Source organism: Aequorivita sublithincola DSM 14238 (genome assembly GCF_000265385.1).
Taxonomy (GTDB): Bacteria; Bacteroidota; Bacteroidia; order Flavobacteriales; family Flavobacteriaceae; genus Aequorivita; species Aequorivita sublithincola.
The window spans coordinates 3102325-3118114 of record NC_018013.1; the positions used below are offsets into that span (position 1 = coordinate 3102325).

A 15790-nucleotide genomic window follows, 5' to 3' on the forward strand; every position below is an offset into this window, starting at 1 on the left:
GTTCGCAAATTGTACTTTATTAATGAATAAATAGTTTTGCTACTAACAAAAGTAACTTATTTTTGTGGGAACTCTTTTAAGAAAATATCAACAATCCATTTATGCCAATAATTACACTTACTACTGACTTCGGAGAGAAGGATCACTTTGCAGGCGCAGTAAAAGGAGCTATTTATTCTGAAATGGAAGATGCAAAAATTGTTGATATCTCGCATTCCGTTTCGCCATTTCATCTTCATGAAGCTGCTTACATAATTCAAAATGCATACAAGAGTTTTCCATCTGGAACCATTCATGTTATCGGTGTAGATTCTGAGTTAAATCCTGAAAATAAACACATTGCAGTACTGATGGATGGTCATTATTTTGTATGTGCAGACAATGGGATTATCTCTATGCTCACTTCAGAAATACGGCCAGAAAAAATTGTTGAAATAAATATTCACGATAGAGTTACGAGTAATTTTCCTGTTCTCGATGTTTTTGTGAAGGTTGCGGGCCACATTGCTCGCGGTGGAACGCTAGACGTAATTGGTAAAAACATTACTGAAATCAAGGAGTTAACTGGCATTCGTCCAGCAGTAAGCAATAAAGACAGTACAATAAGTGGCACCGTGATTTATATTGACAATTACGGAAATGTGATTAGCAACATTACAAAGAAACTATTTGAAGAAGTGGGTCGCGGAAGAGATTTCGTTATAAACGCTAGAAGACACGAATTCAATAAAATACATACCCATTATAGTGACGCTATTAACTTTGACAATAGTCCGGATAAAAGAGAGGAAGACGGAAAAAGACTGGCGCTTTGGAACTCTTCCAACTATCTGGAACTAGCCATTTATAAGAGCAGCTCCAAAACGGTTGGTAGCGCGGCTTCATTGTTCGGCTTGGATTATCGCGATACTATAATGGTTAATTTTACACCATAATTATGTTTACAAGAATTGTCAAGATGGAATTTGAAAAGAAGAATATCCCTACTTTTCTGGCTAATTTTGAATTTGTAAAAGAAAAGATCCGCAATTTTCCAGGATGTAACTTTTTGGAACTTTACAGAGATAAAAATGATGAAACAATCTTTTTCACTTACAGCCGTTGGAATGATGAAGAAGATTTGGAAAACTATAGAACCAGCGAACTTTTCCGAAATGTTTGGAGTGAAACAAAGCCTATGTTTAAATCAAAAGCTGAAGCTTGGAGTGTTGATACGCTTCACAGTTTAAATTAATTAGATCATAATGCTAACAATCATAAAACGCGAAATAAACTCCTTCTTTTCAAGTACCATAGGGTATTTGGTGATTGCTGTATTTTTGGTGATAAATGGTTTGTTTCTTTGGGTTTTTAGCGGAAACTACAACATTCTCGATTCAGGTTTTGCAGACCTTTCACCCTTTTTTGAACTTGCGCCTTGGGTTTTGCTATTTTTAATTCCAGCCGTTTGTATGCGTGCTTTTAGCGATGAAATGAAGATGGGTACCTTGGAGCTTTTACTCACCAAACCTATTTCGTTAAAACAAATAGTTTTGGGGAAATATTTTGGAGCGGTCATACTTATTATTATAGCGCTAATTCCAACAGTTTTATACGTTTTCACAATTTCTGAATTGGGCAATCCTTCAGGAAACTGGGATGTCGGTAGTACAATTGGTTCGTATATTGGCTTGTTGTTTTTGGTTTTTGCATATACTTCCATCGGCATATTTTCATCCACACTTTCGCAGAATCAAATTGTGGCTTTTATAATCGCAGTCTTTTTGTGTTTTGCGCTTTATTATGGTTTTGATGGCTTGTCTTCTTCAACTTTTAATATTTCAAGTTTGGGAATGAAGGCACACTTTGATAGCGTTGCTCGTGGGGTTTTGGACACTAGAGATTTGATTTACTTTTTAAGTATTACAGTGTTTTTTATTGCGTTAACGGTTTTTAAATTGATGAAGCAATGATGAAGTCTTCAATAAAAAAACAAAGCGTTTCTCTGGTAATTTTAGTTGTGGGATTAATTCTGTTGAATCTACTCGGAAACTATGTTTATAAACGCTTCGACCTTACGCAGGATAAGCGTTTCACCCTTTCTGAAGAAGCTAAGGAAATTATAGATCCTATTAATTCTCCCGTAATTGTAGATGTTTTTCTAAAAGGAAACTTTCCGCCAGAATTTCAAAGGCTTCAAAGTGAAACTGAGCAACTTTTGGATGAATTTTCGGCTTACAATTCAAACATTAAATTTGAATTTATAAATCCTACTGAAAAAGGCAACGAAGAATTTCAGTCTCAATTTGAAAAATTTGGATTAACTCCTGCCCAAGTTTCCGTCACTGAAAACGGCAAACAAAGCACCGAACTCGTTTATCCGTGGGCACTTGCGCATCATGATGGTAAATCCGTAAAAATTGGATTGCTGAAAAATCAACTTGGCGCTACTTCAGAAGAAAGAGTGAACAGCTCCCTTCAAAATCTGCAATATGCTTTTGCGGATAGTTTTAAAAAATTAGCATCCCAAAAATCAAAGAAAATAGCAGTATTAAAAGGCAATGGCGAATATGACGACCGTTACATTGCCGATTTCTTTTCAACTTTAAAAGATTATTATTTTATTGCCCCATTCACGTTGGATTCTGTTGCTTCTTATTCAGAAAAAACCTTAAAGGACTTGGAAGGTTTTGACTTAATAGTTGCCGCCCAACCTACAGAAGCTTTTAGTGATTCCGAAAAATATGTGTTGGATCAATACATTATGAACGGTGGAAAATCGCTTTGGTTACTAGACGCAACACAAATGCGAACTGATAGTATTTCAGGAATAACTTATGCTTTAGGAACGGATTTGAATTTGAATGATTTCTTCTTTAAATATGGAATTCGCATCAATCCAAATTTAGTGAAAGATGTATATTCTGCTCCAATCGTTTTGGCAAATGGAGACGAGCGCGAGTCACAGTACAACCGCTATCCGTGGTTTTTTAGTCCGCTAAGTAGTAGCGCGAACAATCATCCTATAGTTTCAAATATTGAAGCTGTAAAGTTTGATTATGCAAGCGCGATTGACACGCTTCCTAACAACATTAAAAAAACTGTTTTACTTTCTACTTCACCTATAAGTAAAATCGTGGGACTCCCCTTCCCTATTGATTTTGATGTGGAAATTCCGAAGAATTTACAAGTAGTGAACGAAGGTCCAAACCCAAACGAATATAACGCAGGAGAAATACCGCTAGCTGTTTTGTTGGAAGGTAACTTCACTTCGGCTTTTAAAAACCGTGTAAAGCCATTAAAACTAACTGGAGAACTTAAAGGTATTGACGATGGAAAGCCTTCAAAAATGGTTGTTATAAGCGATGGCGACATTATTAAAAATCAAATGCAAGGCAACCGTCCGCTGGAATTAGGCTTCGATAAAATGACCAACCAATTCTACGGAAATAAGGAATTTTTGCTGAATACAGTCAATTACCTACTAGACGACAGCGGACTTATAAACATTAGAACACGGCAAATTGCAGTGCCATTTCTTGATCCACAAAAAACTTTAGAACAACGTTCCAAGTGGCAAGCGCTTAACTTATTGTTGCCGTTGGGATTACTGGCACTTTTCGGAATAGCCTTCACATTCTACCGCAAACGCAAATACACGCGTTAAATGTTGATAAGTTTGTTTTAGCAAACACTTCATTTGAAATATATTTGTAGGTATGCTAATTACAAAGCATTTATCATAATTCAGATCAAAAAAATAAATATTCAATGAAATTCATCGTATCGAGTTCGTATTTATTAAAACAACTTCAAGTTTTGGGCGGTATTATCAACAATAACAATACCCTGCCTATTTTAGATAATTTTCTGTTCAATTTGGACAATAAAAGTCTAACCGTTTCAGCTTCAGATTTGGAAACTACTATTTCATCAAAATTAGAAGTAGAAAGTACTGAAAAAGGAATGATTTGTGTTCCCGCAAGACTTCTATTGGAAACACTGAAAACCTTTCCAGAGCAACCATTAACGTTTACTGTTGAAGATAACAATACTATAGAAATCAGTTCCAACCACGGTAAATATGCCCTTGCTTATGCCAGTGGTGAAGAATTTCCAAACGCGGTGGAATTGAAGGATCCTTCTTCAACCGTTGTTCAAGGTGATGTTTTGGCAACAGCAATCAGCAAAACTATTTTTGCTTCAGGAAATGATGATTTAAGACCTGTAATGAGCGGTGTTTTCTTTCAGTTTTCAACAGACAATTTGGTTTTTGTAGCTACCGATGCTCACAAATTAGTAAAATATACCCGTGATGATATTAGCGCTTCACAAACGGCTGAATTCATTATGCCGAAAAAACCACTTACACTTTTAAAAAGCATTCTTGCTGGTGTTGAAGATGATGTGATTATTGAATACAACGAAAGCAACGCCAAGTTCATTTTTGAAAATACTGAAATGGTTTGCCGCTTGATTGATGGGAAATATCCAAACTACGAGGCAGTTATTCCAAAGGAAAACCCAAACAAATTAGTTATCGACAGAAACCAGTTTTTGAATTCTGTTCGTAGGGTTTCAATATTTTCAAGCAAAACCACACATCAAATCCGTTTGAAAATTGCGGGTGCAGAATTGAATATTTCCGCAGAAGATATAGATTACAGCAACAAAGCTGAGGAACGTCTTACTTGTGATTACCAAGGTGATGATATGCAAATAGGTTTCAACAGCCGTTTCCTTACCGAAATGCTAAACAACCTTACAAGCGATGAAGTTTCTTTAGAAATGAGCTTACCAAACAGAGCTGGAATTCTTACGCCAGTTGATGGCCTTGATGAAGGCGAAACCGTTACTATGCTTGTGATGCCGGTTATGTTGAACAACTAGATTACAAACTTTTAAAAACTAAAAAACCTCTTACAAAATTTTGTAAGAGGTTTTTTAGTTTTTAAGGATCGTGTTTTTATTTACCGCTTGGAGTTTCAGAAGCAGCTGGAGCATCAGCCAATACATTTCCTTTAATTTTAAGAAGAACTGTACCTTCACTTGCGTTTGAAGTAACTGTTACTGTTTTAGAAAAAGCACCAATTCGATCGGTAGCATATTTAACGCCAATTTCCGCAGTTTCACCTGGCATAATAGCGTGGTCTGGTTTTGTAGGAACGGTGCAACCACAACTTCCTTTAACGTTTGAAATTACAATTGGAGCTGTACCCACATTTTTAAATACGAAAGCGCGAACTCCGTCTGCATTATGTGCAATGGTTCCGTAATCAATTACTGAAGATTCAAATTTAAAAATACCTTTATCTTCTTTTGCTGCGTCCTGCGCAAATAAAGCAGTGCAAAAAAGAAAACTTGCCATAAAAAATACGTTGCGGAAAAAACTTCTTCCTTTTAATGTTGTTGTTACCATTTTGTGTGGGTTTAATTTAGATTAACAAATTAATTTGAAAACAAATTTCCAATAAAATTTAAAAAAATCTACAACAATTAGGGTTGAATGTGGTACTAGACCCCACTTTTTATGATAATTTTTTAAATAAGCTCCAACTAGTTATACTTAAAAACCCAAAAAAGTGCATTTACAAGTTTTGAATTTTGATGACATTCTCATTATGATTCCGATGTAATGACAATATTAATCCTTTAATCAAAAATTATGAAAACAGTAGTTACTTCTTTAGTTGCCCTATTATTTTTCGGTCTGCTTTCGGCACAGGTTACACAAATTGCCTCAGGACTTAATGAACCGCACAGATTAATTGTATATAATAATTATGTTTATTTCACAGATGCAAACAGTGTGCAAAGAGTTGATTACAACAACCCCACTGCGCCCGAATTGGTTGTGGACGGCCTAAACAATCCGTCAGGAATGGTGCTTAACGGTAATGATCTTTATATTGCTGACTTTAACGGTGGAAGAATTGTGAAAATTGATATAACACTATCAAATCCCACAATTGAAAATTTGATTACAGGTTTAAATACCCCAAATGGTATTGCTATAAGTGGAAATTATTTATACTACTCAGATAATAATTCTGATATAATTGCAAAAGTAGATATTACCAATAGTAATCCGACTGCTGAGATTGTGATTCAAAATGTGGGGAGACCTGCTGGAATTGATATAAGAGGAGATTTTCTCTATTTCGCAATACCTTTTACCAAACGAATACAAAAAATAGATATTACAATAACTAATCCAACCCCGACTTTGGTTGTAGGTAATATTGTCTACCCGCTCGGTATCAAATTCCGTGGAGACGAGCTTTACATTGCAAACCGAAATGGCAATTCAATAGTTAGATATAATGTTGTAACAGATACACGTTCCGACGCTTTAACAAATTTGAACCAACCTTTGGATGTAGCTATGAATTCTGACACTTTATTTTTTGTGAATAGTGGTGATAATTCAATCTATAAAGCCGAAGGAGTTTTGGGCTTAGGTCAATCTGATTTTGAAATAGCTATGAAGTTATATCCGAATCCTACGAAATCTTTTTTGAGTGTAACAAATCTTTTAGAAGAAACCTCTTATGTTATTTACAATACAAATGGTGAACAAGTTGCTACTGGAAACTATAAGCCGGACGATTATATTTTTGTAGAGAACCTTAGCTCTGGAATATATTTATTAAAACTAATTACTGGAAAGACTTTCAAGTTTATAAAAAATTGAAAACTTTTTGATTGATTTATTTTAAAAACTGTGATGACAAAAATTATTTTCATCGATGTAACCATAATTAACCTTAATATTAAAAAAATGAAAAATCTAAAAACAATCTGCATTCTTTTCTTTTCAGTATTAATTATTTCTTGTTCCAAAAAAGATGAAGATGGTGGAGGAATTGCTCCCGAAGCAGAATTTAATGCCATAATCAATGGAGGAGGATTTGGTAGCAATTACGCAGCTCTTATGGATTATTATTCCACTAATTACAGCAACGACAGCGGACTAGACCTTCTAATAAACGATAAAAATACCAATATTGTCCGCATTTTTTTAAACAATACTGGAGGCTTTGGAAGTGGAATCACCAAAGTTATTGGGGACGTAGCTGCAAACGGACTTATAACAAACGTTGTAATTAGGGATCAAAATGCACAAGTTACTTATAACGCTTCTGAGGGAGAAATAAATATCACGGAAAACCGTGAAAATCCCGAAAGCGAAAATGGTCGATTAATATCCGGAAACTTTACCATTACGGCAACTTCTGGCGTAGGTCCAACAATTACTATGACCGGTAACTTTAAGAATTTTGCTTACTAATTAAATAACACATTTAGAGAATCAAAAAAGGGTAGCATTCGTGCCACCCTTTTTTATGGCGGCATCTTTTTCATTTTTACAATTGTTTAAAAGCTTACTAAAGAATCTTACCTTTGCAAACTATGACAAACAATGATACCATAGTTGCATTGGCAACTCCTTCAGGCGCAGGAGCGATTGCAGTTTTACGACTTTCGGGACCAGAAGCTATTAAAATAGCTTCTTCAATATTTAATTCAATTTCTGGGAAAAAACTCGGAAAACAAAAATCCCATACCGTTCATTTAGGCCACATAAAAGATGGCGAGCGCACTATAGATGAGGTGTTAGCTACTATTTTCAAAAATCCAAATAGCTATACAGGCGAAGATGTTGTTGAAATATCCTGTCATGGAAGTAATTATATTCAACAAGAAATAATACAACTATGCCTTCGTAAAGGTTGTAGAATGGCACAAGCTGGCGAATTTACTTTACGCGCATTTCTTCACGGAAAGATGGATTTAAGTCAAGCCGAAGCTGTGGCAGACCTTATTGCGAGTGACAGTGCTGCAAGTCATCAATTGGCAATTCAGCAAATGCGTGGCGGTTTTTCTTCGGAAATAAAAAAACTTCGCGAAGAACTTTTAAACTTTGCTTCGCTAATTGAACTTGAACTGGATTTTGCCGAAGAAGATGTAGAATTCGCAAATAGAGACGATTTCCAGAAACTTATTTCAAAAATAACTACAGTTCTTAAACGCTTGATAGATTCCTTCGCCATAGGAAATGTTTTGAAAAACGGAATTCCCGTTGCCATTGTAGGCGAACCAAATGTTGGAAAATCTACATTATTAAATGTACTTTTAAACGAAGAACGCGCCATCGTTAGCGACATTGCTGGAACCACGCGAGACACTATTGAAGACGAAATAACCATCGGTGGCATTGGTTTCCGCTTTATCGATACCGCCGGAATTCGTGATACCGTAGACGTCATTGAAGGTTTAGGTATCAAGAAAACATTCGAAAAAATTGAAGCTGCACAAGTCGTGATTTATCTTTTTGATGCTGAAAAGTTTCAAGTTTCAGGTTCTAAGTTTCAGTTAGAGATTGAAACTATTAAGAATAAATATCCGCTGAAAAATCTTGTGATTGTTGCTAATAAAATTGATAAGCTTTCAGAAGAAGAAATTACTAAATTAAAAGCTCTTCTACCAACCTCACACTACCAACTACAAACCATTTCAGCCAAAACCAATCAAGGCATAGAAGATCTTCAAAACAAACTTCTCGATTTTGTAAATACTGGTGCACTTCGCAACAACGAAACCATCGTAACTAATTCCCGACATTATGATGCCCTATTGAAATCACTCGAGGAAATCATCAAAGTTCAAGACGGAATCGATTCCAACTTGAGTGGCGATCTGCTCGCCATAGACCTGCGTCAAGCACTGTATCATTTAGGTGAAATCACGGGTAGTGTTAGCAATGATGAACTTCTTGGAAATATTTTCGCTAACTTTTGCATCGGCAAATAAATCATCAATCCACTAAATAATTCCAAGATTTAATTTATAATAAATCTAAAATAAACTTTTCATACCTTAACATTGCTATTTCTTTTTAGTCAAAACAAAGTTATTATGAAAATAAACAAAAAATTACTCGCGCTTTTTTCTGGGATAGGAATTATTACATTGGTCCTGAGTCTATATGCTTTTAAAGCTCATTCCCGAGCCGATCAGGGCTACTCACCGCAACCTCCTTGGGACAATCTGAAAGTCCTTCCGAAGGATATAACAAAGGATAGCTTAATAGGTCTAATGAAAAACTATGAAAATTCCCTTGGTGTAAAATGTAATTATTGTCATGCAACTAGCAAAGTTGACCCAACAAAATTAGATTTTCCGAATGATGATAAAATTGAGAAGGAAATTGCTCGTGGAATGATAAAAATGACCAATGAAATCAATGAGAATTATTTTAAGCCTTACTTCCCCGACCCAAAACCAGAACAAGTGCATGTTGTAAACTGCGTGTTGTGCCATCGCGGAACATCAAATCCTGAAAAGTATTTATCGCAAATGGGAAAGATGTATAAAACCTATGATCCAAATAGGGATAATAGAAAAGAGAAAGCCATGGAAAAAGAATAATCAATAACCAATCTACTTTCCAAAATTTTTAAATGCCTCACTTGATATTTATTTATGTTGATGTTATCTTGAAGAATATATTTGTTGATTTCTTTAGTGTAAAATAAAGAATTTTTAAGCAGTAGTCATATTTTAAAATGGTTTTTGGAAAGGCTGTAACTTTTCTTATTTAGAACTTATTTTTCAATACTGAGTTTGCTTCCTACGCTTCCTCTTCCAAATGTTTTAATTTGTCCAAGCGTATATGGGCTGAAAATCGATCTAACAATAATAGCAATTTTGGATTGATAAAAGTTTTACAAAAAGGCTTTTCAGGATTTTTTTGATAATAATCTTGAATTGATTCTCTAGAAGCTTTAAATGCTTCAAAAGGAAAAACTTGGGTTATCAATTTTTGGTCGAAATCCTTCTGAAACCCTTCTAAAATAAGAGTTACGACCTTAATTTGTGTTTCATAAAAAGTATAAATGGCAGATCTATATTTAGTTCGCATACTATGATCTGAGGTACTTTTATGAGTATGCAAATGAATTTCTATCAAAGTCTTCGACGTTATGATTTCTGAATCAAAATGAACAATTACTGCTTCTGAAAAAGATTCGTTTTCACCACTTGATGCCACATAACCCTGCTCCACTTCTACAACTCCCTTAAGTACTTGAAAAACAGCCTCTGTACACCAATGGCAACCACCGCCCAAGGCTATTTTTTCATTTTGACTTATCATTTTATCACCTCCACTCCTTTCCAGAAAGCTACATGATTTTTAATTCCTTTTGCTTGCGCAGAAATTTCTGGATAATACCAAGCGGCATCTTTATTTTGTTTTCCGTCAACTTCAACGGTATAATAGGATGCTTCACCTTTCCATGGGCAGGTTGAATGAGTATCAGTACTTTTAAAATATTCTTTCTTAATGCTATCGTGCGGAAAGTAATGGTTGTTTTCTATTACAACGGTTTTATCGCTTTCGGCTATGATTTTATTGTTCCAAATCGCTTTCATAATTGAATTTTTAAATAAAACTTGTGTCAAATCGCTCAAAATGACAAGTATAACCATCTGGTTTTTTCACCAAATAATCCTGATGTTCTGGTTCTGCTTGCCAAAATTTTGAATAAGGCTCTAAAGTAGTCATAACTTCCCCATCCCATTTTTTGGAATCATTTACAATTTTTATTACTTCTTTAGCTTCTGCTTTTTCTTCTTCACTTTGAAAAAATATGGCAGAACGATAGCTGGAACCAATGTCGTTTCCTTGTCTGTCCACTGTTGTTGGATTGTGAATTCTAAAAAAATAATCTAAAATCTGCTTAAAAGAAGTTTCATTTGGATCGTAAGTAATTTCAATTCCTTCGGCATGACCTGGATGGCTTCCGTAAGTTGGGTTTTCATTACTACCTCCTATATAACCTACTTCAGTATCTTTAATTCCTGGGCGAGTTCTAAAAAGGTCTTCCATTCCCCAGAAACAACCTCCTGCTATATATGCTTTTTTATTATTATTCATTTTTCATTTTGTTTAAATTAATTTGTAATTGTTTATAAAATCGATGACCTTACTCTCAGACATTTCGCAGGGTTTCAGGTTTTCTCTCATATTGGTAATATAATAATTTAGGCTTACAAAATCATTACCGCCCAATTCTTCAGCATATATTTTAATGCTTCTACCGCTGTTGAAATCGGTTCGAGTAACGCCATACTTTTTATGGTTGTAAAATACTTCTGAATACCCAAGTCGTAAATTCTGAATTTTTGAAAGTATCATTAAGCAATAATTTTACTCCACTTTTCACTGCGTTTTGCAACTGCTTTTACATAGCTGCAAACTGCAACGGCATTATATCCTTCCTCGGTTAATTTCTCGAAGGTTTTTTCAACCAAATCTTTTCCGATTCCTTGTCCGCGCAGATTATATGGTACTTCTGAATGATTCAAATACATCGTATTATCTTTCAATGTATAATCTACTTTTGCAATTTCACCATTTATATCTAACGTAAATCTATTATTTTCTTTGTCGTGTTTTATTTCCAAAATTTCAGGTATTAGTTTATTAATTCATTTTTGTATATGTTCTTTATAAGAATTGCATAACTTCTTTCTGTCAATGGCTATTGTTGGAATAGCGAACATGTTTTTGTTTTTAACTACAAAGCTCAAAGAGGTTTTTCGCAATGTATACAAAGAAGATTCTTTGTGAGCTTTGTGGCTTCTTTGCGCTCTTTGTGGTGAATATTAATTATAAAATTACTTTTAAAACCTCAATTGCACTATCAGTATTCAAATAAAAATCACTGAAAACAAAACATGAAAAAAATAATTTATACTGTTGCTTTTTATTTGATATGTAAATCCAACTGTGGAAAGGAGATAACAATATCATTCTCTGTAAATTTTTTATAGACAATTATTCGAATATCGCTTTTCATTTTTTCAATTCTAAAACTATCTCGACTATAAAAGAGAAGTTTAAAATCCAGTGAGGAGGCGCCAAAACCTACTAGCCTTCCCTCTAAATGTTCCCCTTCATAAATATCAGGATGATCTATAGCACATTCTTCCAAAAGTCTAATTACTTTATCTACATCACTTCCATAAGCCACGCCAACAGTTATTGAAAATCTTGTTTTTTTAGATTGATGGCTCCAGTTAATTACCTTGTTTGTAGTTATTAATGAATTTGGAATTATTATTGAAATATCATTCCGGTCTAGCCCTTTTGAAGTTCGAACACCTATAGTCTGTATTTTTACAATTTCATTGTCAATCTCTAAAACGTCACCAACTTTTATGGATCTTTCTGAAAGTAATATAATTCCTGAAACTACGTCGTTAAAGGTTTGCTGTAAACCCAAACCAATACCAACCAACAAAGCAGCAGAACCGGCCAAAAGCAAAGTTAACTTTACTCCAAAAGCATCTAAAATTAAGGTAAAAGAAATTACCCAAAATATATAACTTATAATTTGGTACACCGCATAAGTTGTTCCGTGATCCACCCTTTGAGAATTATATACCTTAAAAAGTGTTTTTCTAATTAACCACAATACTAACTTGGTAACAATAATAATCAGTAAAACTGTAATAAAATTTGAGACAAGTATTTTATGATCTCCCCACTGAAATACCACTAGATTTAATAATTCCTTAAACTTATCCATACCTTATTTGCAATTTAAGTTACCAATTTCAATTACTTCACGTAAACAGTCTTCCTATTCATAAACTCCATCATGCCGTCTTTAGAAAGTTCACGTCCGTAACCAGAGCGTTTTTCGCCACCAAAAGGAAGTCTTGGATCGCTTTTAACCAATTCGTTTATAAAGTAGGCGCCATCACTCACTTCGCCAGCATATTCCAATGCTTTTTCAATATTCGTGGTGCAGACTGTAACGCCCAGACCATATCTTGATTGTTCTGAAAGTTCAAAGGCTTCTTCAATAGTTTTTACCTTTATCATTGCGGCCAATGGACCGAAGGTTTCCTCACTAAAAGCAGGCATTCCAGGTTTTACGTTTCCTAAAACGGTGGGTTCGTGGTAGGCTCCATTTTGTTTTCCTCCCAAAAGAAGTTCTGCTCCCATTTCAATAGATTTTCTTACTTGCTCCTGAAGTTGGTCTGCCAAATCCTTTCGTGCCAAAGGTCCAACCTGAACACCATCTTCTAAAGGATTGCCAGATTTTAAATTCTTCACTGCAACGGTAAATTTTGAAACAAATTCCTCATAAATATTTTCCATCAAAATAAAGCGTTTTGCAGCGATACAACTTTGTCCACAATTAAGCATTCGGGCTTTGAGTGCTGTTGCCACGGCTTTATCAATATCGGCATCGTCCCAAACGATAAAGGCGTTGTTGCCACCTAATTCGAGCAATGTTTTTTTGATGTATTTACCTGAAATCTGCGCTACTGCCGCTCCTGCCCTTTCACTACCAGTTAGCGTTATTGCTTTTGTAGCGTCGTGTGCTATAATAGTTTCAGTCTTGTCGTGATGCACTATTAAATTCTGAAAGACGCCTTCAGGAAAACCTGATTTTTTAAAAATAGCTTCAATTTGCTCAGCACATCCAAAAACATTTGGAGCGTGTTTCAAAATTGCAACATTACCAGCAATAAGCGTTGGGGCGGCAAATCGAAATACTTGCCAAAAAGGAAAGTTCCAAGGCATAATCGCAAGCACAGCACCTATTGGGTCGTGGCGCACAAAACTTTTTCGAGCATCGGTTTCAATGATTTCATCTGCTAAAAACTTTTCTGCATTTTTGGCGTAATAATCACAAACCGTGGCGCATTTGTTCACTTCTGCACGCGATTCTGATAATGGTTTCCCCATTTCTAAGGAAATCATTTTTGCGTATTCTTCCACATTTTCCTTTAGAATTTCTCCTGCTTTGACCATCATCTCAGCTCGTTTTTGCAACGGAACTTTTCGCCAGGATTTGAAGGCTATCTCGGCATCATCTAACTTTTTTGAAACGCCCTCATCCGTTTCGGCAGTGTAAGTTCCAACTATTGTACCGTTGTAAGGGTTTATACTTTTAAATTCCATTAAATAAGTCTTTATTTACCCGGTGTGCATTTTGACAATAATCCCTCTAGATTTTGGGTAATATTGTCAAATTGCACACCGGAATTTATTTTTTAATTAAACAAACCTCAAAGATTTTGAAACCTTTGAGGTTTGTATTTGAACCATGAATATTAAATCTTGAACCTTGTCCCGAAACTTCGGGATTGAATCTTAAATTACTTAGTAAGGTGTCCAATAATTTCTGGATACTCATTTTTATCTTCCAACACGGTTGAAGTATAATTATTTTGAATAGCCGTAATCCAAGTTTTCGCTCGTTGGGTGAGATTAAAATTATCTGTCATCATCCTACCGCGGGTTACTAAAATACCCATATCTGCACCTTCATATAAATAATCACCAGCATTAGTAATGCGTAGAAAAAACGCTTCACTTTCGCTTTCCACAGCTCTACGGTGCGTATCCATACGGTTAAACCTAATGTGACCGTTGTCAAAAATTTGCCAGATACCAGACCTCGGGGCAGCTGTTACTTGTTCAATAGTTTTTTTAGTATGTTTTATAATTAACTGACTCCAACTATCGGTGTTTTCCTGCTTGGCCCAACGTCTGTTGATGGCTTTTACGTTCAATTTATAATCAACATCCATATATTCTAACATATGAAAAAGGTGGAGCGGCGCATCTGCAAGAGCAAATACAGCGTGATTTGTAATAGAGCTAGCACCTGAAATTCGAGGGTTTAATTCTCCGAGATAGATTTCACCATTGTCTTGGTCTATCAAAAAGTCTAATTCAAAATAGCCTTTATAGCCTTCCTTTCGCAATTGGTCTCCAAAGAGACTAGTATATTCCCGAGCTTTTTTTCTAACAGAAGGTGGAAATGATTCTGGAAAAATTTCATTTCCACACCAACCCCCTTTGTATGGCGTTAGTTCTTTAAAACCAACTAACTCGGTCATCAGCGGTGCCACAATTGTTCCGTGACGCGTAACGCAAGCTTCAATTGCAGTACCACGGCAATTGATGCGTTTCATAATTTTTACTTCTTTTTCAGCTTCAATTTCTTCTGAATGCTCTTTGTATTCTTCTTCGTTTGAAATAAAGAAAGTGGTATGTCCAGAATCACCAAATGGTGTTTGGATCACTAAATCATTTCCTAACTTTTTTGATATTTTTTGAAGGTGTGCGTAATCCTTCACATTCGAAAGAACGTTAGGAACACAAGCCACACCAGCCTTTTCAGCAATACGGTTTGTATTTACCTTATTGTCCAAACCAATACGCATCTTGGCGGAAGGAAACATAACTTCCAATCCAAGTTTTTTTGCTAGTTTTTCCGTTTTTTCAGTAAACATTAGGAACATTACTTTCCCGGCGTTCTTTCCTTTCTTTCTTGATTTTATATATTCCTGAACTTCTGGATGTTGAAGAAGGTAGTTGTTAATGTCTTCAATACTTTCAAATTCATCATGCGGAATTTCTTCCTTAGGTGTAAAAGAATTTGGGTGAAGCCCATCAAAACACTCTATATAGTTAATAAATTTGAATCCCTTAATCCACTCATCCGCTCCCAAAAGATTGAAATTAGTGGCGCTGATAAAATATATCGGTGTTTCGTTTTTATAAAAGAAACGTCTAATATCTGGAATTCCATTGAGCACAGGAACGGGTTTTTCAGCCTTTTTTGCAATAGTTACCTTGTCCTTGCTTTTAGCAGAAACTTTCGCTTTCGTCCCGATAGCTTTCGGGATTGGTTTCGATTTAGCTTTTTCTTTATCTTTCGATTTAGTTTTAGCTTTGGTAGTCGGCTTATCTGTACTCATAATTGTTTTGTTTTAA

Annotated in this window: 18 protein-coding genes; 9 read left to right on the forward strand and 9 right to left on the reverse strand. The window is 35.2% G+C overall.

Annotation, left to right across the window (positions count from 1 at the left end):
* Window positions 1-101 precede the first annotated feature (101 nt).
* The 5 genes from AEQSU_RS14185 to dnaN all read left to right on the forward strand — a co-directional run bounded on the left by AEQSU_RS14185 (window position 102) and on the right by dnaN (window position 4869).
* Window positions 102-935, forward strand: coding sequence for an SAM hydrolase/SAM-dependent halogenase family protein (locus AEQSU_RS14185; protein WP_014783561.1), 834 nt, complete (start codon window positions 102-104; stop codon window positions 933-935).
* Window positions 936-937: 2 nt separating this feature from the next.
* The gene (locus tag AEQSU_RS14190; protein WP_014783562.1) at window positions 938-1234 is read left to right on the forward strand and encodes a putative quinol monooxygenase; all 297 of its coding nucleotides are present in this window, start codon (window positions 938-940) and stop codon (window positions 1232-1234) included.
* A gap of 10 nt (window positions 1235-1244) precedes the next feature.
* Entirely contained in the window at window positions 1245-1952 is a 708-nt protein-coding gene (gene gldF / locus AEQSU_RS14195) for a gliding motility-associated ABC transporter permease subunit GldF (RefSeq protein ID WP_014783563.1), read from the forward strand.
* The gene (gene gldG / locus AEQSU_RS14200) at window positions 1949-3646 is read left to right on the forward strand and encodes a gliding motility-associated ABC transporter substrate-binding protein GldG (protein WP_014783564.1); all 1698 of its coding nucleotides are present in this window, start codon (window positions 1949-1951) and stop codon (window positions 3644-3646) included. The genes gldF and gldG overlap by 4 nt, the downstream gene beginning before the upstream one ends.
* Window positions 3647-3750: 104 nt before the next feature.
* Window positions 3751-4869, forward strand: coding sequence for a DNA polymerase III subunit beta (dnaN, locus tag AEQSU_RS14205; protein ID WP_014783565.1), 1119 nt, complete (start codon window positions 3751-3753; stop codon window positions 4867-4869).
* 76 nt (window positions 4870-4945) lie between these two features.
* On the opposite strand, the gene AEQSU_RS14210 is transcribed toward dnaN, so the two are convergent.
* Window positions 4946-5398, reverse strand: a complete 453-nt coding sequence (locus AEQSU_RS14210; protein WP_014783566.1) for a DUF1573 domain-containing protein — start codon at window positions 5396-5398, stop codon at window positions 4946-4948.
* A 246-nt stretch (window positions 5399-5644) separates the two neighbouring features.
* Between AEQSU_RS14210 and AEQSU_RS16265 the strand changes: the two genes are divergently transcribed.
* The 4 genes from AEQSU_RS16265 to AEQSU_RS14230 all read left to right on the forward strand — a co-directional run bounded on the left by AEQSU_RS16265 (window position 5645) and on the right by AEQSU_RS14230 (window position 9411).
* A complete protein-coding gene (locus tag AEQSU_RS16265; RefSeq protein WP_014783567.1) occupies window positions 5645-6673 on the forward strand; it encodes a T9SS type A sorting domain-containing protein in 1029 nt (342 codons plus the stop codon).
* Window positions 6674-6760: 87 nt separating this feature from the next.
* Window positions 6761-7270, forward strand: a complete 510-nt coding sequence (locus tag AEQSU_RS14220) for a hypothetical protein (protein WP_157429289.1) — start codon at window positions 6761-6763, stop codon at window positions 7268-7270.
* A 122-nt stretch (window positions 7271-7392) separates the two neighbouring features.
* On the forward strand, window positions 7393-8793 hold the full coding sequence (gene mnmE, locus AEQSU_RS14225; RefSeq protein ID WP_042492080.1) for a tRNA uridine-5-carboxymethylaminomethyl(34) synthesis GTPase MnmE: 1401 nt from the start codon (window positions 7393-7395) through the stop codon (window positions 8791-8793).
* A gap of 105 nt (window positions 8794-8898) precedes the next feature.
* Entirely contained in the window at window positions 8899-9411 is a 513-nt protein-coding gene (locus AEQSU_RS14230; protein ID WP_014783570.1) for a c-type cytochrome, read from the forward strand.
* Between the two features lie 202 nt (window positions 9412-9613).
* Here the strand turns inward: AEQSU_RS14230 and AEQSU_RS14235 are convergent, their stop codons facing one another.
* The 8 genes from AEQSU_RS14235 to AEQSU_RS14270 all read right to left on the reverse strand — a co-directional run bounded on the left by AEQSU_RS14235 (window position 9614) and on the right by AEQSU_RS14270 (window position 15774).
* A complete protein-coding gene (locus AEQSU_RS14235; RefSeq protein WP_014783571.1) occupies window positions 9614-10138 on the reverse strand; it encodes a peptide-methionine (S)-S-oxide reductase in 525 nt (174 codons plus the stop codon).
* Window positions 10135-10416 carry a DUF427 domain-containing protein gene (locus tag AEQSU_RS14240; RefSeq protein ID WP_014783572.1) on the reverse strand — a complete coding sequence of 94 codons (282 nt, stop codon included), beginning with the start codon at window positions 10414-10416 and terminating at the stop codon, window positions 10135-10137. The genes AEQSU_RS14235 and AEQSU_RS14240 overlap by 4 nt, the downstream gene beginning before the upstream one ends.
* A gap of 10 nt (window positions 10417-10426) precedes the next feature.
* Entirely contained in the window at window positions 10427-10921 is a 495-nt protein-coding gene (gene msrA / locus AEQSU_RS14245) for a peptide-methionine (S)-S-oxide reductase MsrA (RefSeq protein ID WP_014783573.1), read from the reverse strand.
* Between the two features lie 12 nt (window positions 10922-10933).
* Entirely contained in the window at window positions 10934-11182 is a 249-nt protein-coding gene (locus AEQSU_RS14250; RefSeq protein WP_014783574.1) for a hypothetical protein, read from the reverse strand.
* On the reverse strand, window positions 11182-11451 hold the full coding sequence (locus AEQSU_RS14255; protein ID WP_014783575.1) for a GNAT family N-acetyltransferase: 270 nt from the start codon (window positions 11449-11451) through the stop codon (window positions 11182-11184). The genes AEQSU_RS14250 and AEQSU_RS14255 overlap by 1 nt, the downstream gene beginning before the upstream one ends.
* 302 nt (window positions 11452-11753) lie before the next feature.
* A complete protein-coding gene (locus tag AEQSU_RS14260; RefSeq protein ID WP_014783576.1) occupies window positions 11754-12578 on the reverse strand; it encodes a mechanosensitive ion channel family protein in 825 nt (274 codons plus the stop codon).
* A gap of 32 nt (window positions 12579-12610) precedes the next feature.
* A complete protein-coding gene (locus AEQSU_RS14265; RefSeq protein WP_014783577.1) occupies window positions 12611-13966 on the reverse strand; it encodes an NAD-dependent succinate-semialdehyde dehydrogenase in 1356 nt (451 codons plus the stop codon).
* A 197-nt stretch (window positions 13967-14163) separates the two neighbouring features.
* Window positions 14164-15774, reverse strand: coding sequence for a biotin carboxylase (locus tag AEQSU_RS14270; RefSeq protein WP_014783578.1), 1611 nt, complete (start codon window positions 15772-15774; stop codon window positions 14164-14166).
* Between the last annotated feature and the right edge of the window lie 16 nt (window positions 15775-15790).